This is a genomic window from Vallitalea okinawensis (genome assembly GCF_002964605.1).
In the GTDB taxonomy this organism is placed as follows: domain Bacteria; phylum Bacillota; class Clostridia; order Lachnospirales; family PQDH01; genus Vallitalea_A; species Vallitalea_A okinawensis.
The window spans coordinates 33,342-53,301 of sequence record NZ_PQDH01000008.1; the positions used below are offsets into that span (position 1 = coordinate 33,342).

16 protein-coding genes are annotated in these 19,960 nt (G+C 31.5%); 1 reads left to right on the forward strand and 15 read right to left on the reverse strand.

Features of this window, described 5'->3' with window-relative positions; translation table 11 throughout:
- Positions 1 to 262: 262 nt before the first annotated feature.
- From C1Y58_RS19065 to C1Y58_RS19120, 12 genes are all read right to left on the reverse strand, one after another.
- Positions 263 to 1,039 carry an IclR family transcriptional regulator gene (locus tag C1Y58_RS19065; protein ID WP_170311637.1) on the reverse strand — a complete coding sequence of 259 codons (777 nt, stop codon included), beginning with the start codon at positions 1,037 to 1,039 and terminating at the stop codon, positions 263 to 265.
- Positions 1,040 to 1,174: 135 nt separating this feature from the next.
- On the reverse strand, positions 1,175 to 1,375 hold the full coding sequence (locus C1Y58_RS19070) for a hypothetical protein (RefSeq protein ID WP_105617907.1): 201 nt from the start codon (positions 1,373 to 1,375) through the stop codon (positions 1,175 to 1,177).
- Between the two features lie 84 nt (positions 1,376 to 1,459).
- Positions 1,460 to 2,413 (reverse strand): hypothetical protein, encoded by a 954-nt coding sequence (locus C1Y58_RS19075; RefSeq protein ID WP_105617909.1) that lies wholly within the window; start codon positions 2,411 to 2,413, stop codon positions 1,460 to 1,462.
- The gene (locus C1Y58_RS19080) at positions 2,400 to 2,933 is read right to left on the reverse strand and encodes a hypothetical protein (protein WP_105617911.1); all 534 of its coding nucleotides are present in this window, start codon (positions 2,931 to 2,933) and stop codon (positions 2,400 to 2,402) included. The genes C1Y58_RS19075 and C1Y58_RS19080 overlap by 14 nt, the downstream gene beginning before the upstream one ends.
- Before the next feature lie 15 nt (positions 2,934 to 2,948).
- On the reverse strand, positions 2,949 to 3,326 hold the full coding sequence (locus tag C1Y58_RS19085; RefSeq protein WP_170311638.1) for a hypothetical protein: 378 nt from the start codon (positions 3,324 to 3,326) through the stop codon (positions 2,949 to 2,951).
- A 64-nt stretch (positions 3,327 to 3,390) separates the two neighbouring features.
- Positions 3,391 to 3,834 carry a hypothetical protein gene (locus C1Y58_RS19090; RefSeq protein ID WP_105617915.1) on the reverse strand — a complete coding sequence of 148 codons (444 nt, stop codon included), beginning with the start codon at positions 3,832 to 3,834 and terminating at the stop codon, positions 3,391 to 3,393.
- A 12-nt stretch (positions 3,835 to 3,846) separates the two neighbouring features.
- Positions 3,847 to 5,862, reverse strand: a complete 2,016-nt coding sequence (locus C1Y58_RS19095; protein WP_105617917.1) for a hypothetical protein — start codon at positions 5,860 to 5,862, stop codon at positions 3,847 to 3,849.
- Positions 5,846 to 7,720 (reverse strand): ATPase, T2SS/T4P/T4SS family, encoded by a 1,875-nt coding sequence (locus tag C1Y58_RS19100; protein WP_207655786.1) that lies wholly within the window; start codon positions 7,718 to 7,720, stop codon positions 5,846 to 5,848. The genes C1Y58_RS19095 and C1Y58_RS19100 overlap by 17 nt, the downstream gene beginning before the upstream one ends.
- Positions 7,720 to 8,532: a ParA family protein gene (locus C1Y58_RS19105; protein WP_157950205.1), complete on the reverse strand. Its 813-nt coding sequence runs from the start codon at positions 8,530 to 8,532 to the stop codon at positions 7,720 to 7,722. Before C1Y58_RS19105 ends, C1Y58_RS19100 begins: the two co-directional genes overlap by 1 nt.
- 2 nt (positions 8,533 to 8,534) lie before the next feature.
- Positions 8,535 to 9,215, reverse strand: coding sequence for a hypothetical protein (locus C1Y58_RS19110; RefSeq protein WP_105617921.1), 681 nt, complete (start codon positions 9,213 to 9,215; stop codon positions 8,535 to 8,537).
- Complete coding sequence (locus C1Y58_RS19115) at positions 9,196 to 10,170, reverse strand: hypothetical protein (protein WP_105617922.1); 975 nt, start codon at positions 10,168 to 10,170, stop codon at positions 9,196 to 9,198. Before C1Y58_RS19115 ends, C1Y58_RS19110 begins: the two co-directional genes overlap by 20 nt.
- Positions 10,171 to 10,182: 12 nt before the next feature.
- Positions 10,183 to 11,229, reverse strand: a complete 1,047-nt coding sequence (locus tag C1Y58_RS19120; RefSeq protein WP_105617924.1) for a hypothetical protein — start codon at positions 11,227 to 11,229, stop codon at positions 10,183 to 10,185.
- A 294-nt stretch (positions 11,230 to 11,523) separates the two neighbouring features.
- Here C1Y58_RS19120 and C1Y58_RS19125 point away from each other — a divergent pair, with 294 nt between their 5' ends.
- On the forward strand, positions 11,524 to 12,591 hold the full coding sequence (locus C1Y58_RS19125) for a tyrosine-type recombinase/integrase (RefSeq protein WP_105617926.1): 1,068 nt from the start codon (positions 11,524 to 11,526) through the stop codon (positions 12,589 to 12,591).
- Positions 12,592 to 12,691: 100 nt separating this feature from the next.
- Here the strand turns inward: C1Y58_RS19125 and C1Y58_RS19130 are convergent, their stop codons facing one another.
- From C1Y58_RS19130 to C1Y58_RS19140, 3 genes are all read right to left on the reverse strand, one after another.
- Complete coding sequence (locus C1Y58_RS19130; protein ID WP_105617928.1) at positions 12,692 to 13,132, reverse strand: hypothetical protein; 441 nt, start codon at positions 13,130 to 13,132, stop codon at positions 12,692 to 12,694.
- Positions 13,125 to 18,749, reverse strand: a complete 5,625-nt coding sequence (locus tag C1Y58_RS19135; RefSeq protein ID WP_105617929.1) for a DNRLRE domain-containing protein — start codon at positions 18,747 to 18,749, stop codon at positions 13,125 to 13,127. The genes C1Y58_RS19130 and C1Y58_RS19135 overlap by 8 nt, the downstream gene beginning before the upstream one ends.
- A gap of 107 nt (positions 18,750 to 18,856) precedes the next feature.
- Positions 18,857 to 19,627, reverse strand: a complete 771-nt coding sequence (locus C1Y58_RS19140; protein ID WP_105617931.1) for a hypothetical protein — start codon at positions 19,625 to 19,627, stop codon at positions 18,857 to 18,859.
- Between the last annotated feature and the right edge of the window lie 333 nt (positions 19,628 to 19,960).

Sequence of the window (19,960 nt, forward strand, 5' to 3'; positions counted from 1 at the left end):
ATCCTCCTCCTTCAAAATAACTGGGAATGGATAAGTTTGAAACCCTGTTTCATGTTGTGGCTTTAAAAAAAGTATTTGAAAAATTCAAATGATTAACCTTCAAAAAATAGAAAATAGTTAATTATGTTAATAGTATATAATGATTCAAATAAAAAGACAACTATTTTGGTCAATATTCAAAAAAATCTAAAGAAAAAAATAAATCCAAGGTTAATTTTATCACCGCTAACCTTGGATACACATTATTTATTCGCAAATTTTTCTATTTAAGTTGTGCTTCTGCAATTTTTTTGTTGATGAGCTGACCTGTTAACTTAAGTTTTTCTACTAGACTTGCAATGTTCTTATATTCTAAACGGCTGGTAGGACCAGATATACTCAAAGCAGCTACTATTTCATCCTTAGCATCATAAACAGGATAAGCTATACAAGATAGACCGTATTCATATTCTTCACGATCATAAGCTACTTCCTCTTGACGTATCTCTTCCCTTTCTTTTATATATTCCTCATAAGTAGTAATCGTATTTCTTGTTCGCTTTTCAATGTTACCAGTCTCAAAATATTTTATTAACTCTTCCTCTTCCATATTGGCTAAAATGATTTTTCCTGTTGACGAACAATTTAGGGGGGCTACTGGTATCAGCTTAGAAACAAGTATTGATGACTCCCCCTTAACACTATAGATTGTAACCATATTCCCGTTAAAATAAATACCAAGATTAACAGTCTCCCCTATATCTTCAGCAAGCTTCTCCATATACTCAGCAGCAATCCGATCAAGTGATAATTTACCTTTTACCTTCTCAGCATACTGTATAAATATTAAACCTAAATCATATTGATCGTTGTAATTTTTATTAACAAATCCACCATCCTGTAGTGTGCTCAAAATACGATAGACTGTTGCTTTAGGTAAATCTAAATCTTGAGATAATCGTGTTACACCCAAAGGCTCATCAGCTATAAAAATTTGGTTAAGGATTTGAAGTGCTCTATCCACCATTGTAACACTGTTATACCCACCTTTACCACTCATATACACCTCTCCTAACATAGGCTCATTAACAACTATAATAATTCAATCATTTATTATGTACCACTTGAATATTTATGAGGATAACTTTATAAATATAAAATAATTATAGCATGGGGTTTTAGAAAAATCTACCCCTTATTCTTTATCGACATCACCAATATATAAGGCAATAAGACATAAAACGATATCCAAAACTATAATGAGCTGTATACAAGATTTTATTATAGCATGTAAACTTGAAACATATATTAAGTAGAAAAGTAATAGGTCAAGTGGCAAAACAACAAGTCCTAAAGTTCGATATTTTAAAGCTGGCAGTTTATTTCTTAAGTTCATCGCATCGCCTCTTCTGAAGTTCTTATGACTATTGTAATGGTTAGCGCTATAATTGTAAATACAAAAAGCTAATCTCTATAAATGTTATGGTTGACAAAGACGACAAGGATAATACCCCTTTAGAGCACAATTCTTTTGGCTATCAAGCATGAGTTTTCGATCAATAAGCTCTATACAATTGGATCGATGGTAGTAACCGATACAGTTATCTCCTATTTGAAGAAAATACTTTTCATCTTTTACTATTCTGGCCCCACCTATCGCATAACCATTATAAAACTCACCATGATCACCAATTGGTAATCCTTGTATAAATACTAACATACTAATGTCATCAATAGTATTATTCCAATCATCTTTTTCAATAACTGGAAGCATAAATTCATACTCAATCCCAAATAATGATGCATATAGGTTATGTTCATTAATATGAAATCCAACAGATTCTTCTATCGTCTGGATGATTGCTCTTCTTCTAATGTCATCAAATCGTTGATCATCAGCAATAATTCCGTCATTGAATTTTGCCTCTAAATCCTTACGCCTTCCCTCTATCAGCGTTTGATTTTCCATATCGAATACTTTCACATAATCATCCAAAGTAAAATAATATGTTCTGGCATTATCATTGTAGGTATAGTAGATTTTTGGATACCAAATTGGTTCAATCCGTTTTTCATTGCTGTTATTCGTATAACTCGTATAAGAATATAAGAGTAAGCCATCATAGTCAATAATTGCAACAACAGGAATATAGCTCATAATTCTCTGCTTAGATAAATTATCATTTATAAGCCCAAAATTCAAATAAAGTGTTTGAAGAAAAGTATCTAAAGCTCTCTCTTGATTAATAGATATACCTTGCTGATCTACATCTAGCATTAAGGCTACTCCATCTTCAACAGCAGTGTCAATAATATGATCTATTTCTATATTTCTATAACTAATATAAGCTAGACGATCCAATTGAATTTCATTCACTATGAGAAAAGGAAGACAAATCATAATAAAAACAAGAGCGAGATCAGTAATTTTCATTTTTGATCATCCCTCCGTATGTAATGACCACTTTCTCTGTTGGTAATTCTGCTCCTATCATTAGTTCTTGAATCCTAGTTCCTGTTGTTTTATTAATATTTTTAACTTTAATCACAAAATAATCGCCTTCCCTAAAAGTATATTTATACCCACTTGAATGGTCATAAAGTTCATCTAAAATCTCTTTTGTAAAATACGCATCATAATTCACCTGAAAAGTATTTTTAAAACTTGATTTAATACTGGGCTCCTCATAGACTGGGTTGATTTTTTTATGATAATGTTGAAGTTCTACTGTATATAGATTATTTGTTGCGCTTATTGCATTCACATAATTTTCATACATTGTTCGAGTAATATAACCTAAGTTTCTTGTGGAGTCAGCAAATTCTGTTGTTTTACTTAGAATATAAATACGAGCAATCTCATCCTGTGACTCAAACATGTTCATAAGTGGGAAGATAAACATAAGAAAACAAGCAATAATCCATGCAATAATCTTACTCAATGATGTTCCCATTAATCTACTTCCTTCCTAATCTTCATGATAAACTACTTCAACGATCTCTCCCAATTGGTTAACTACTAGAACTCGTTTATAAGTCTCTTTCATATCAACTTTTATATCTTGCATATTCATCTTGTCAATCTTGGATAAATCTATTTTTTCCCCATCAATGGTAACCTTATATGGTGGTTGACTTAGAAGCTCAGCAATAATATCGTAACCATAAAAGATTATTTCATAATGGTCAAAGTTTTCTTCACCTACAATTCTCTGACTATTAATATTATTCCTCATAGATTGAAGCATCTTTTGCTCTTGATTATTTATCATAAAAAATAGTGTTATAGCAATTATAAATACAATAGTCGCTATAGCTTTATTCAATAGCTGCATTGCATCTTCCATAAAATATCCAATCCAATCCATTTCATTTCATTTCATTTCATTGATAGTATATTTTCAAACTCAGTTATTGCTGAGTAAACTCTATACCAATAATAACTCCATTAGAGTCTCTTTTAATATTACCTAAAAAATTACCTGAAGGATTAACATAATCATCATCTGTTTCATCAATAAGATCGTTCATATCCCAGGTTATATTCGTCAAACTATCACCGCTAGCATCATAAATATACCATTTACCAGCGCTTTTGTTGGTATCAATATAGACTCCTATGTATTCATCTTTGAAATCTCTAACTACGTTCACAACAGTACTACCACTTATAATTGAACCATCATAGATAGTGAATTTACTTTCTAATAAATCATTACTCATTTCACTTATTTCATTACTTGAATGCTTAACTAAGTCTTGTCCCTGTCTTAGTATCAAGAATCCAAATGTAATAATGACCAAAGTAATAATAACACTTGAACCTATGATTAAAGCTTTAATTGCGTTCTCCATATAAATACCTCCCTATAAGAATTCTTTCACTTGATTTTGAAAGTTGAACAATTGAGTAATAGTAAAAAATAGAAATGGCATTAACAAATAAGTTAAGATTAAAGAACTTAAAGGTATAAAGGCAATAAGTTTGCCTAAAGTTTCTTTCTTGATAAGCAGTAACTCATTATCTTGCTTCCGTTTATCTAAGTAATAATTACGTTCAACCCGTAGTTCATCAAAAGCTTGTCGAATAGGTATTTTGTCTGACGCTAGAATGAGATTATCAATTATTCGAACAAAGGGTACATAGGTCTCCTCCGTTTTTAGCAATTCTAATGCTTCGATATCGCCATATTCCATATCGTTTAAACATTTCCCTAAAGCGCTCTTAAACATGAATGAAAACTGCTCCATCCATCGTACTAAGTCTTCTACAGTAATCTGCTCAATGTACATAAGCATCAGTATAATCGTATGAAATTGCATAACTTCATCTTCTAATTCCATTGCCATCAATCTTTTTTTATAATGAATCACCATATTAGGAAATTGATAAAATAAAATACCAATTCCAAAGCTAATGATGATTTCCCACCAAGTAAAGCCTATCTCATTTAATTGTATTATTCTCTTTTGTAGTTGACTTTGGAGATACTGCACAACGTCATCTGACACCGTAGGAAATGTATCCATTATCATCTCGCTCAACTCAACTTCGTTTTTTTTATAACCCCAATGATTTCTTAGGATCATTTGATCCAGTTCATAAAGCCTCCCTATGTCTACTTTATTCATAATCGTTTCATGTTGGACGTAGTTCTTATTGACTATTAACTCTTCCTTTTTGATGACATGAATATTATGAAAAATGAGGAGCGAGATACAACTACCAACCAGAAAAAGTAGAACTTTTCGACTAAAAAATACACGTAAGTTCATACCTACTTCTGCACGTTGAATAACTTCAGATAGTTTTTTTGCCTTTGTATAATTCCTCATGGTAATCTTATCAACTATTTCCGGTATCTTAGGGATTTTCAAAAACAAATTTTCTACCCAAAAGCTTCTTAATACCCCTTCTTTTTTTCGGCGCATTTGCTCAATCATAATAAAAGAAACTAACACAAGAACGAACATCACCAACTCTACAATAAAACCATAGATGCCATTATAATAAATCTTCATTTCTGGAATATTGGTTATAGCCCATAAGTTTATAGGCTTTAGCAAAAATATCGGTAAAATGGTAATCATAGATAGACTTTTAAAAATATGATTCATCCGGCTTTGTTTCAATATTTCAAAGTTAATTTCTTGCTTCAAATAATTAAGGTTTAACAAGAAGACTGAATTATTTTCAATGACCTGATCTCCAAATTGCATGGCAAGATAGCATAGTGCTAAAAAAGTTTTAAAATATCGATTAGGAACAACCTCATAATATTCTTCAATCTCAGATTCAATATCTGTAGCTGTTAATATTTCATACATCTTATTAGCATGCAATGATATTTCATAACTACTCTCTTCCACAGCATCATATATAGCTTCGTCAATCATATGATGCTCATGGTAATGATGCCGTACATCTGTTAAAAATTTTTCAAATTGAACTAATAAATGATTATTTAATTTATCAAAGAGTATATTCTGTACCTGCTCGTGAATGAGGAAGACAGTTAATAGTGTGATTATGAGGAAATAAAAATCATCAATTAAAGTTATAAAAATTAAGAAAGCTAATGACGCAGCCATCATACTAAGGTATGCTAACTTCATAGCTTTACGGCTATTACTCCGATCATCACCTACTTCAATAATATCAATTCTTTTCTTTACATTTCTTAGGTAGGCTTTCGTGAAAACGAATTGGCTAAAAACCTTGTAACTTTTATAAAGAAAATCACCTTTTGTAACTCGCCTAACATGTATATTGTCTTTATTGTTTATTTTAAGTAAATAGATTGTACCGAATATGATGATACTAGCTGCTAAGAACAAAATAACAAGTAAAAGAACTAATAATTCTTTATATTGATTGAACATTTTCTGCATCTCCCCAGTTATTCGCTACATATTGATTAAATTGATCAGCATCTTTTATTGATAAGTGCGCTTGAATAGCTTGAATGGCTATCTCCGAAAGACCGTTTGCATACTCGTATTGCCCATTTCTAAAAATGATGATGTCTTTTGTCTTAAATATTTTTCGATCCGTCACCCTTATAAAATATTCAGCCATAGTTTCCATAAAGCAAGTCAATTTCTCTTCCCATCTACTAACATCTTTAAAGGTTGTCGGATAGGGTATTTCTTGATTCAAAGGTATAATCTCTGTTATTCGAGAAATATAACGATGCCCTCTGATATCTTTTTCTAAATGGATATCAAAATTCACAACATCTGCCACCTGTTTTTCAGCAATCTTTTCATTACTAAAGACTCCTGTCTGCAGCAATGCATTTCGTAACGAGGTGACTAGGGTAGCTGTCGTTTTAGCATGGTGAGTAAAAATGGTAAATAAAGACGCGACTGTAGACATTTGAACCATCCAGCTACTTACTGGAGCTGTTGCAACCTCACCAAGAATATTTACCGTACCATCAGTTTTCTTTTGAAGATCCAACCCCTCCTGCCCAGTTATGGAATTAGTCTCTCTAAAGGTTACTATGTTTCGGTACGGATATAACTTTCTTAAATGTAGTTCAAATGCCATCTCTTGAATTCTTAGGGTATACGCAGGATTTATGTATTGTACTGCTGACATTAGTAATGTTGTTTTACCAGTTCCTTGTTGGCCTGTTATGGCAATTATTCTGCAACCTTTAATTAACCATTTTATCAATTCTATTGGGATTTCATTTTGACGATCCGTTATCAGTTCCTCCATACGTTTCCCTAGAACAGTATCAAATTTCCTGACAAAAAACACCCAGGATTCGCAGAATGGAGGTCTTGCGACCACAACTCTTGAGCCATCTTTCATCTCATTAACTTTATATCCATTACTCTCAGAAAGTTGTCCAGGATTATTAAAACGGTAGATATTTTTGCAAATTCTAATCAGTTCTCGTTCTGATCCAAAACTTAAGAACGATAAGTGGATAGTTTTTCCCTTAAAGAATATCCAAACACTATCATAAGATGTTGGTAATCCTGCTAACGTCTTATTTTCATAATCAACTTCTTGAAAAAAAGATGTTGGTATACCAGATACCCCACCAGAGACACCATCAATTTTCATATCTCTAATTTCATCTATTACACCATAGCCTTTATATCTTTGATATACCCTTTGAACAATTATATTGACCTTATCTTGAAAGTTATGAACTTTCTTTATCTCCCTCATGTATATTTCTTGAACATCCGCCTCATCTATTCGATAACAAGATTGATTATCTAGTGCTTTTGCTTCATCTAAATGATTGAGTAAAATAAGCTGTTCTAAGGCATGATTTCCATAATGTATCTTATAGGTATATAGTAAAATATCAAACTGATCTTGGATACTCAATTGCTTAGGATTATTAAAGGGTATAATTTGGTCCACATTGAACTCATTAATCTGAAATTTTTTTAATAAGATGTCTTTAATAAAGTCTTTAATGTAATTTTTAGCATTTATATCGCCATAAGTACAAGTTTTTAATGCTTTTCTCAATTGATTCTTATTACGTAAACGCTTATCAAACTCCTCTTTTCTTAAATTCATCTCATAAAGATTAGTTTTTAGAATATCATTAAAAGCTTCTTTAACCTGCTCAAGAATAACCTCCATATTATAGCAATCATTACTAGGATTAAAAGTATATGATTTTACTAGTTGATGACTATTTAAATATCTCTTAATCACATAAACAATAGCCACAATACTAACTATTAGAAAAAAATAGCTAATCATTATATCACCGACTTCTTATATTGTAAATCTAATCCAAGTTCTACCAAAATATCATTTGCAATCATCAAGACACTTTGCATAAACATATAGTTGCTATCTTCTTTTTTACAATCTAAATTCTTCAAAAAGAAATCAATAGCTTTACCTTCGGAACAGGCATCAGCAAATTCAATATTGTAGTAAATACTATTCAGATGACTCTTTAGATTATAACGTCTTTTGATGCTCCTTTTATTGAAGCGTGATTTTGGATTATAACGTCCAAGTAGATAAATTTGATTGTCTAGTTTAAGTGGATTATTAAAATAAGAATCTAAAACAACAAGGTTTTGATTAAGATTTATGATTATTAAATCTGAGCTACTTAAGATTACTTCATTTATAGGACTTTTTCCCACGGGTAAATCGATCAATATTAAATCATAATAGTTCTTAGCTGAAGCTAAAATGAGTTTCATAACTTTAGCAAATTCATCATCATATATTTTCTTATTAGTCGCTTTTGTACCAACCAGTAAATCTAAACGGTTACGTAATAGACTTGTTGTATAGTTTTCAAAATCCTCTTCCTGTACCTTGTTGAATCTAATGAAACGACTTAATGCGTCTATCCCATGATCTGATAAATCCATCAAATCGCTTTGCAAATAGTTTTTAGGTAGTAGTGAATATTCTAATGTATTCTTTTTAAAATTAGCATGTGTCAAGAGTACTTTATAACGATATTTTAAGGCTAACATAATAGCAATAGCTAATATATTAGATGTAGTGCCAGCTTGTCCTTGCTCATTGCTCCAAAATGCAACTTGCAAAATCACTTCCCCCTTCCAGCTATTTTATAAGCTTTCATAATACTCTTTTCATTGGTACCTGTCAGATAATATAAAACTTCTAATAATGCTTTCTTCATATTATGGTCAATAAAACGAAAATTGAATTGATCATTATATTGACATTCAATATGGTATTTATGAATATCTTCTGATAGATAAAGCAAATATTCTTCCACTATCTCTATTTGTGCAGTATCTAATTCTCTCTGAAAATAATATCTATTTATCTTAGTGTTAACATAGTCTCTAAAGATTCTTACAGCTCTTAATGGTGGATTTGCCTCAATTCTTTTAGTGAATGAAGATAACTTATGAAAGTTTTCTATAAAAATGGATGTTATCATGAGTATGTTATCAAAATTATTTAAAACACCTAAGAATTTTTCATTGACTCCTACGATATAAAAACAGTAATCATAGGAAGACAAATCTAACTCTCTAACTAAAAGTAAGTTCCTTTTATCTAGAATAAAATCTATACCTCTATAGGTGAAGAAAGACTCTTTATCACTACAAGGTAGTGTATATTCCAGTAATTGCTCATCACTGCAATCTATAACCGAGATTCGTAAATTCATATGGAAAAGTACCCTAGTTAGATAATGTATAAAATCATCGTAATTACTCCCCAGTACGGCTATTTTAGTAGTCAAAGTACCCATTGTCCACCTCACTTTCATCTACAGTCTGTTCTTCCTTTTTCTCCTCTGGTTCAGTTGGCTCTTCTTGTTCTATTACATGTTCTTCTTCGGACTCTTGAACAACTTGCTGTCTTGTACTCGATTCTCGATTTCGACTATTTGCTATACTGCTTGCCTCAACCTCACTAATTTGATCTAGTCGCTCTTCGAGAGCTAACCTACGATCTTCTGCCAACTCAACTTTTGCTAGATCAATGATGTTTGGGTTATTCTTCATTACTTCAATAACTGCAATATTTGATGGATATGTAATCTGAGCAGCTTTTTGTATAGAAGCTTGTACATATGTGACGGTATATAACTTCGTCCCTTCATGTAAATAAGCATCGACAATTCCAGAACTGATACGATTTATCTCCTCCTCATTCAACCATAGCCAGATTGTATTATTATCGAGATTAATTCGCCGTACTTTCTTCTTCGCTAATATGATGTAATCCTCACCATTGGAAAAATTAATTCTTACATCAATATAATGTTCTTCTTTGAGATTAGTTGATAACATAAACATATTAAACTCTTCTTCTCTCATGTCATCACTAACAATCATATCAGTAATAGAATTCTTCATAACTGGAAACTGTGACTTAAGTTCAATGAGATTTATTTTCCCGAAATCTTCTTGGGTCATAAAAAGTTCTGGATTAATATCTGCTTTAATTTTTTTTTGATAGAATAAATCTTCTTGCAAGACAGTACCCGCCGCTATAGTTTCTTTTGGAATAAAAACTAGTCTACTATTCATATAGTGTTGAACTCTTAATTCTTCTATGACTTCTTGATAAGACTCTTCAATCTGATTAATTCTTTTTATGTAGCCATAATAACCTCCTAAAACTACAATCCCAATACTCAAGGGTATCACAAGTAGTATTAGGAACATCTTTACTCGCTTTCTTCTACGATTAAATCCCACTATAAAACCTCCCTATCTCAAAATATCTTTTAATACTTCGCAAACATCTTTTGATGGCTTAAATGGGTCCATTTGAAAAGGAATAGTGAAGATTTTATTGTTTATAATGTGATCTATATCTTTAATGTATTTTCTCTCTAGGAAAGGTATGCAGTAAATCCATTGATTTTTGGGATCATACTTTAAAGATAAAGGGTAGAACTGATAAAGTTCTTTGAGTTTCCAGTCTACTCCATGGGTTAAGATGATTTTTTTATCTGACCGTAAAAATACATCCAGGTCATACAAATCTTCATAGACACCAGTATCAATTATGACGTAATCATAATCGTGTCGAAAATGAGTCCAAAACTGAACAAGATCAATATTCCAGAAATAATGGACATTATTATAGACATCTTTTTGAAACTCATTTCTTTTCATCTTATGATGAAATATCTCCATAAAGTGCTTATGGTCATTTGATTCAATTACAGCAACTTTCTTTTTTTCTTTAAGATAGTTGGCTAATATGATGCATGTATGTGTAACCCCTACACCATGACTTACACCAATTACTGATATAACCCCACTATCCCAATTCATATATCTTCTTTTCTTTGATTTGCTTTTTTTTGTTAAGAGATTTTTTTTAGATTGGGTATCTGCAGAAATTTGAGTACTTTCGATATGAGGTATTATTTCATGTATTAACTTATTCATTAATTTTGGTTGAGAAAGTTTTAAAGAAGTGATGTATTTAAGATTATTGGTAGTTAGATTAGCACCTTCTAATTTTGAACTAGACTCAAGTAGAATAACTATAAAAGTTTTCGTTTTGAATAGTATTGAAAGTTTTAAGATTAATTCATGTTCTTCTTTCGTTAATTCAGGTTTAATGACTAAGACAATATTTGAGTTGAACTTATCTTTTGCTTCAATTAACTTAGTAAGTGCAAAAAGATTATCACTTACCCCCATAGTTTTAAATAGTCGTTCATTGTCACTATTTCTAAATTCATCGAATATTTGCGACAGCAAAAATGAGTAATTAGGCGCTATAATATACAAATTATACATGATCATCTCCTAACAGCTATTATTTTACATTTTCAACTGCATTTCTTTTATAATAGCACAAATTATATCTCATATCAACCATTTATTTGTATTTAATCCTTCTTATTCAATATTTGTCTCGGTTATGGATATTTTATGTCATATTACTTTCATGAGATTCTTGATGGCTAAAGATCTTATTTTATGTTACTATTAATTAAATAAGTGCGTTAATTAAATAATTTAACTGTATTAATTTTTTACCTAACGCGAACTTATTATAAAATCGCATTTTTATTTAGCCGAGGTGATGAAATGAGCAGTTATCATCAAGAACAAAAGCAAAAAAAAGCAATACGACTTAGAGAATTATCATCCACTATACCATTCTTTTGTTTTGAATTCTTTCGAGGGATTGAGCCAACTACCTCTATTCAAACACGTATCGCATATGCATACGACTTAAATATCTTTTTTCATTTTTTGCAAAAAAATGTCCCCACTTTCAAAACGAAGACTATTCAAGAATTTGCTATTGAGGATTTGGACTTGGTCTCCCCTGATCATTTGGAAATGTATTTAGAGTATTTGAGTTATTATAAAAGGTTGGATCCTTTGAATCCCACACGAACAATTGAATATCAAAACAACGAAAAAGGAAAAGCTAGAAAACTTGCAACGTTAAGAACTTTTTACTCATACTTCTATAAGAAACAAAAAATAAAGACCACACCAACATCTTTGGTGGATCTTCCAAAAATACATGAAAAAGCGATAGTTAGATTAGAAGTTGATGAAGTCGCTAAACTCTTGGATGAAGTAGAATTTGGTGATGGTCTATCGACCACACAGAAGAAATACCATAATCATACAAAATATCGAGATTTAGCAATTATAACTCTCTTATTAGGTACAGGCATTCGTGTATCTGAATGTGTCGGACTTAATATAAGCGATATAGATTTTGATGTTAATGGACTGAAAATTACTCGGAAAGGTGGAAATGAGGTCATTATCTATTTTGGTGAAGAAGTGGATGAGTCTCTTAAGAATTACCTTCAAGTCCGTAATCAAAACGAAAAAATACAGTTTGGACATGAAGACGCTCTTTTCCTCTCATTACAAAATAGAAGAATAAGCGTTCGCTCCGTTCAGAACATAGTCAAAAAATATTCAAAGCTTGTAACTAAACTAAAAAGCATATCACCACATAAATTAAGAAGTACATATGGTACAACTCTTTACCAAGAAACTAGCGATATTTATTTAGTCGCAGATGTATTAGGGCATAAAGATGTCAATACAACAAAAAAGCATTATGCACAGATTGAAGATCAGCGCCGCCGTCAAGCTGCGAAAGTAGTTAGGTTACGAAAAGACTAAGTACTTTAATTTAAAACAACCCATAGCATCCTGATGAATTGGTTGCTATGAGTTGTTAATGGATTACATCTGTAAAGACATATCAGTAAAACTAAATTAGTTACCTATTCATGCTAATTATTCTCATAAAGATAATAAGGATTAAGATCATAGATATAATGAAGGTTATAATTACTGTTTTAACAACAGTTTTTTGATAATCATTGTATTTTTTATAGCCTGAAAGCATATACACTATTAATGCAATTAACGCAGCAAATATTCCTGAATATAATAAAAAAACCATATATATTTTATTAATCAAAGGATTATTTTGAAAAGTAATAGTGAGAATCAGAGTTGTAGCACAATAAAAGCCTGAAAAGTAAACATATCTTGGATACTTTTCTTTTTTTCTCTGTCTAAAATATTGAATAACACTTATTATTGTAACAACTATCACCCCTACCAATTGCATACTATAAGATAACATTGGAAAAGTAAAAGCTAACACAATAAATAGAGGTATAATCCAAAACTTATTTCCTTGTTTATTAGTCATCATAATAGCTCCTTTTTTTCAGATAAAAAAATTCATTTTTTATCATTGTGGCTCCAAATCCTACACCCATTGTAATTAATCCTACTATCAATATTGGTGCGCCAACAGTTGCAGCAACTGCTCCAATGCCAATTGATAGTGCAACAGCTATAAGATCAATTGTTGACCTCTCGGCAGCATATTCGTAATGCATAAAATTATCATAAATAGAGTATCCAGCTATTGCAAAAGATACAACTCCACCTGTAATAGTCATCGCTTTTTGAGAACCAAGTACCCAACGATTATTTGTTGTTTCTTGCGTTATATTTTGTAATGGAATACCACTATTATTCCAATTAGGAATATATGAAGGTTTTGATACGTGTTTTAGGTATACTTTTCCTAATTCATATCCAATAACCGTATCTGCTGTACTCCCACCAGCTACTAAAGCAGCATCTGTTGCTGTTATTAGTTTTTTAGGATGCCAAGAACCTACTACTTGTCCATTACTATCATCAAGTATATTTCCATTTTCATTTAGCTCTTTTGTCCCATTAATATCACCAAGCGCTCCATATCCATTAGGATCAACATAATTAACTGGATTATTAACTGCATAAGCATATAGATTAAGGGCTAGAATTGCATCTCTTGTAATAAATCTGCCCATAAAAGGTGAATAATACCTACTCTTAAGATAATACAGACCTGATTCATCATCATATTGATAACCACTGTATCTAAATGGGTTTGCTTGCATTAGTGCGATACCATCACCTGTATTAACAGTACTACTAGAATTTAGTATATTGCCCCATGCATCATATTCGTAGGTAACTACTCTATCTCCATTTTTATCAGCAAGTCCTACTACATTTCCATGTGCATCATATAAATACCAATAAGTCTGTGGTGTCGTATCAGTATAGTCAATCATATTAATAGGTCTTCCCGTTACATCACGCAGAAAGAAGTATTTTAACTGATTATTACCATCAGTAATATACGCTAGTTTAGTATCATTATAGAAATATAACTCAATCTTCCCTTCATTGACTATTTCTTTTTTTGTTCTTAAACCATTTGAATTATATTCATATTTAACATTTGTTGTTCCATCAGTCGCTTGTATGAGTTGGTTAACATCGTTATAGGTGTACTGCCAATCATCTGATTGTATCAAGTTACCATTTGCATCATGTGCATATAGTGATTGTCCGTTTAATTTAATTATCTCATTGGTAATTTTACTATATTCAAAGCTATTTGTTATACCGCCTTGCTCAGAGCTTAACGTTCTATTACCAAGTATATCATAATCATAAGTAATAGATTTTGTTAAGACATCTGGCTCTTGTGTAGTATCGTAATGTCTTTCTTCTATTATTTGGTCTAGCTCAACATCGTACTCATACTCTCTAAGTGTACCAGAAACTAAATCAATTTCTTTAGTTCTGTTCCCCATTACATCATATTCATATTGATAGTCAAGAACAATATCACCATCTGCATTTTCTACACGATAACCAATGATCTGCCCAACTTCATTATACGTACGATAGTTCAGATAATGAGTTCCACTGCCTTCTACATATGATTTTTTAATTTTTCCTTCTTCATCATACATAAATGCTGCATTGATTCCATTTGGACCGTCAATCGCTGCAGGTAATCCAGCCTGGTCAAAATCAAATTTAATCTCATAATCACTATCTTTAGTGGACACAATTGAATTCTCGATTTTATTTACTTGACTAGATGGATTATAACCAAAAGCAACATAGGTCCCAGCTTGTGAGAAGTCTATCTGTATAGGTCGATCTAATTCGTCATATTGAATACCAGATGTTTGAACTGAATCTTTAAACACACTAGTTATATTACCGTTGGCATCATGCTGAAAATTAAAATGTGTTCCACTTGTGCTATAATTGATATCTGTTAACCTATTAGCAGAATCATAGGTATAATCAATTCCTTTACCATTTGGATAATTAACGTCTGTAAGGTTTAAATTTTTATCGTATTCAAAATAGGTTGAATTTACCCAACTTCCATCGGTTATAGACTTCACTAATCCAGCTTCATTATATTCTTTATATATAGCAGTATTATAGTAGTTTGGACCAGTCTCAGATATAATTTCATTATCAATTTGTTTTATACCACCATTATCATCGTAGATATATCTTGTTAAAAGCCCTTCTGCATTAGTAGATGTTTCAACTCTATCTAATTCATCGTATGTGAAGCTATTAATTCTGTTTTTAGGATCAGTAATTGTTTTAACATTTCCTCTATTATCGTTAACAATATTAATAGTATTGCCTAATTGATTTGTAACGCTATTAATATAATTTTGACCATTTTCATAACTATATTGAACTTCTTTACTTCCTTCGTTAAAACGTACATAATCTACATAAATCGAACCACTTGTCGCACCTAATGTACCTACAGATACAGAAAGCTTAACCGCATCTTGGTGTAATGTTTTTGCTTCTGTTTCAGATATAGATAAAACTTCTCTTGTCCAACCCGTTGTGCCTGTTATAGGTTCCTCACTTACTTTTGTTGCAAGTACATTATCTGCTGAATCTAAAATATTAAATTGAAGTATTGCACCACTTCCAGTAACATTTTCTGCTTTAAATACAGCACTTGCAGTATACGTTTTACCACTCTTTATGGGTTCTGGAGTTATATTGGACACTACAGCACTATTAGTTACATCTGAGATTTTTATCATATAATTTCCATTGAATCCATACTCATACTCACTCGTAGGGTGCCATGTTATTTTACTCTCATTCCCAGGAGCATTTATAGGCCAACCATCAGGCCAATTTGATGAGTCTCTATCATATTCGAAACTACTATTTTCGGCAAGATTAAATGAACTCATCAACGCATTTGCAGAACCATAAAACTTTACATTAAAATCATCGAACCATACCTTTGCACCTTGCTGATTTTGAAGTTTTCCATACATTATAACTCTACTAAAATCGTATTTAGCAACTGCAACTCTATCTGTATATTCCCAATCATGGTCATTCTTATTAAAATCTGCGCCAATCCAATCTACTTCACCGTTTGTATATTCAATCTTAAATAGTGCTTGATAGTAACCGCCGCTTGATGAAACCCCACTTGCTTTTGACCACCCTGAAAAGTGAAATGCCGTACCAGCTTTTCCATCAAAATTTATAGCCTGAGCAAAATGTCTATTTTGGGGATCACCATTAATTAATATTGATTTTTCACCAGTTCTCGCTTCATCTGTGTTAACACCATCAATACCTGTAAGTGTAGCTGGGTCCCAATTATCTGGTGTTACAACTGTTGGATCATTATCTAATTCAAAACTTTCATTGACTAAGAAGTTATGATTATTGATAACTTCACCCTTTTCAAATTGGATATTATCAAACCATGCTGTACCCACATTATCTAGAACAAGATAGATCTTTGCATAAGCTGCATCATTAAGAGGTGCATCTATTCTCGCACCTTTTCTCACCCAATCTTGAGTACCTTTTGTTGGAGCTATATTATAAGTAGATTGACCCGATAATAAATTCTTTGAACTATCGTACCAGTGAACTTCAACAGTAGCATTGGTAGTTGATATACTACTATTTTTAACATACCAACTTACATTGTATTTAGTTGATGCATTCACCTCAATGTAGTCACTTACTAATATAGCTTGTTGGTTATAAGCGCTACCTGTTGACTCAAGTTTTACTGAATAATTACCATTTACTTTAGTTGATGAATCTGCACTTATGGCTATAGCCCCTCTACTACCTTGTGCAGTTGCCCATCTATTGGGTAAACCAGTAACCCATGTTTCTAAGGTACCATTTGCAACAGGATTTTCTCCAATCCCAATTGGATTCGTTCGCATGGTAACATTACCTACATCATCATAATCCATTACTGTTGTAGAGAATTGAGAATTAATCGCTGATATTGTGTTTCTTGTAGTAGGATCATAACTAGCTGTAGTAGGTCGTCCTGATTCATCTACAATCTCAATAACATCTCCATTATCATCATAATCATATGACACTCTTTCATTTTTAGAGTTATCTATGCTTCCTATTTCATCTTTATCTGTATAACCAAATATGGTATCGTACCCTTTGGGGTTAATAACTTGTTGCAACTTATTTTTCTCATCCCAATTGTATACAGTTGTAATGTCCTTACCATTCTTATCTTCTATAATATTAACCACATTACCGGATTTATTGGTTGTATATTCTGTAGCATCACCTTTAGGTCTAGTTACTGTTGTAATAATTCCGTCACCATTTGCTGCTTCAACATAGTTGTATGTTGTCCCTAATGTCTCTAATATACCATTTATGGTTAGTTTCTTCTCAATTCTTTGAACCCTTAGACCTAGTTCCGGTGTGTCGTAAGAATAAAGAATACTTGTTATATTATTCGCATTATCTGTTATTGTTGCAATATTATTATGAACATCATATCCATAAGTAAATTGCTCCAATACAGTTGTACCATCTTTTTTTGTTACAGTTTCTAAATAATCTCCATTATACCCATATTCTATAGTCGAAATTTCATTTCCTGTTATAGTTTTCAACTTCCCATTTTCATATGTGAAGGTAACCTGACGTAAACTTGGGTCAATAATATTAATAAGCTCACCTGTTGTTTCACTATAAACATAATCAGTGGTATTATTATTTGTATCTTCTATATAATCTAATCTCCCTTGTGAATCAAAATAATACTTAATCCCTGATTTCTCTTCTAAATAAAAAGCATTTTGAGCATCTTTAGATAGTGTAAGTTTTGTTCCTATTGGAGATATATAGTCACCATTTTCATCTTTTACAAAATACTTTTTAGTTCCATCTCCATCAATAAACATTACTGAGCTTTCATCTGATGCATAACTAAGATTCATACCTACATTCAATAACCATCTTGAACCCACTATTCCGGTATCAGAAGATCTTGAATTATAAGTTCGTGATACGGTAATAGGTATTCCTCTACCTGGAAGAGTAACATCTGTTGCCCCTAATACAAGATTTCCATTATGAACGTTAACATTTCCATCAAAACCATAGTAAGATTCTATTCCTAGTGGATCAACTTCATACTCTATAACAATTTTTGGATTAGTTTGTCCAGCTGCATCAGTTGAATAAAAACTAATTTTACTACTCTGCTCATCTGAAGCTAAAAGAGCGACACCATTATTTGCACTTTGCCCTTTATACCACTTATTAACTACAGAAGTAATATCAAATTCCCATACTGTATTAGGAGTTGATGTATAATTTGATAATACAGGAGTAGAATCAAATTGAGGTGGGTTATCCCAAGTTATCTCATTAGAATTCCATGAACTGGTTACTTCATGAACATCAATTGTTGTATTATTAGTACTTCCAAGATACATATGTGAAGCTAAATATGCTCTAGTAATTTTAGCTCCTGGAGCTAATGTTGGAAGATACTTAAATCTAATAAATGATCTTAAAGTTCCATATCCTGAAAGGTTACCCGCATGAAGGTAACTACTCAAATAATAGTTACTAGTTGGGTTATCACTGGATATATAGGAATCAACACCATTTTTATTCATTTCTGTTTCTATCGTTGGATCAATAATGACCGGATATTCTGCATTTTGAAGCCATTCGTTATTTATAGTTAATATTAATTTCTCTTTTCCTTGATCTTCAATGATACTTAAACCGCATCAAATGTAATATCACCATTAGCATCTTCTGCGAATGATTTCTGGAAGAAGAATTCAATTTCTCCAGTAGTAGCAGACTTTGCCCAGATGATACCTTCTTCATCTTTCTCGAAAGTAAAACCTTCATACTCAAGATCAAATTCAAAGATGTTAGTCTTTGGAATCTTACTTAATATAATTTCTTCTTTTAATTTATCGCTATCAAGAATATATCTCAAGTCCATACCTGGTTGAAAGTTTTTATATTCTATCGTAGAGTCAGTTACAACTCCTTTAGTATTAAACTTACCAACTGGTGAAAATGAGATCCAGTGATCTTCATCGAGACTGAAATCAACTAAATGATTTAATTCATTATTATCGGCAAATCTAACTTTAAATGCATTTTCTTTATTTTCATATTTGTAACCATTTTTCTGAGATTCAATTAAAGTATTATCGATTTCTTGCCAATGTCCTCTATTATCCTTATAGTGAACTGGTTTTTGTGATACTTCTAATGTAAATGTTCCATCTGGATTCACATACTCTTTCACATTAGATTTTCTTTTTGTTTTTAATTCCACAGGCTCATCTTTTGCCTTAGGAAATTTATTCTTTGGCTCGTTTCTTTTATTCTTATCAATGTTCATCATCCCATTTCCGAATTCTGGATTGGATTGATCTTTGCGGGCTTGTGAATCTAAAGCCACTAGATTAAATAAAAGAACAAAGATAAGTGTAAAAGAAATAATTGATCTGAATTTTATTAATTTTCTCATTTTCCCCTCTTACTCATAATACATCCTTTCTTAAAGCTCATAGTATAAGATTTATAAAAAAATACAATATTATATATGTTGACCAAATAACTTATAATATCTTATTTTTTTACATATTTATTATATTATATGAATTAACCTAATCCTACATGTAAAATATAGTAATAGGAGTGGTATTGTATTAAATGGTAAGGTAGAATAGTCTAAACCATAATGAAACCCTCTATTCAAGGTGATTCAATGGATTCGCTTATTCTGTTATACCCAATATTTAACGATTTTATCACCTTCTCTCTGGATATAGAGAGGGGGTCTACCATACCATTAACTTAT

Bases quoted from the DNA above. Each gene is read 5' to 3' on its own strand.
- C1Y58_RS19065 (WP_170311637.1), bottom strand. From the start codon at position 1,039: ATGAGTGGTAAAGGTGGGTATAACAGTGTTACAATGGTGGATAGAGCA.
- C1Y58_RS19070 (WP_105617907.1), bottom strand. From the start codon at position 1,375: ATGAACTTAAGAAATAAACTGCCAGCTTTAAAATATCGAACTTTAGGA.
- C1Y58_RS19075 (WP_105617909.1), bottom strand. From the start codon at position 2,413: ATGAAAATTACTGATCTCGCTCTTGTTTTTATTATGATTTGTCTTCCT.
- C1Y58_RS19080 (WP_105617911.1), bottom strand. From the start codon at position 2,933: ATGGGAACATCATTGAGTAAGATTATTGCATGGATTATTGCTTGTTTT.
- C1Y58_RS19085 (WP_170311638.1), bottom strand. From the start codon at position 3,326: ATGGAAGATGCAATGCAGCTATTGAATAAAGCTATAGCGACTATTGTA.
- C1Y58_RS19090 (WP_105617915.1), bottom strand. From the start codon at position 3,834: ATGGAGAACGCAATTAAAGCTTTAATCATAGGTTCAAGTGTTATTATT.
- C1Y58_RS19095 (WP_105617917.1), bottom strand. From the start codon at position 5,862: ATGTTCAATCAATATAAAGAATTATTAGTTCTTTTACTTGTTATTTTG.
- C1Y58_RS19100 (WP_207655786.1), bottom strand. From the start codon at position 7,720: ATGATTAGCTATTTTTTTCTAATAGTTAGTATTGTGGCTATTGTTTAT.
- C1Y58_RS19110 (WP_105617921.1), bottom strand. From the start codon at position 9,215: ATGGGTACTTTGACTACTAAAATAGCCGTACTGGGGAGTAATTACGAT.
- C1Y58_RS19120 (WP_105617924.1), bottom strand. From the start codon at position 11,229: ATGTATAATTTGTATATTATAGCGCCTAATTACTCATTTTTGCTGTCG.
- C1Y58_RS19125 (WP_105617926.1), top strand. From the start codon at position 11,524: ATGAGCAGTTATCATCAAGAACAAAAGCAAAAAAAAGCAATACGACTT.
- C1Y58_RS19130 (WP_105617928.1), bottom strand. From the start codon at position 13,132: ATGACTAATAAACAAGGAAATAAGTTTTGGATTATACCTCTATTTATT.
- C1Y58_RS19135 (WP_105617929.1), bottom strand. From the start codon at position 18,749: ATGAATAAAAATGGTGTTGATTCCTATATATCCAGTGATAACCCAACT.
- C1Y58_RS19140 (WP_105617931.1), bottom strand. From the start codon at position 19,627: ATGAGAAAATTAATAAAATTCAGATCAATTATTTCTTTTACACTTATC.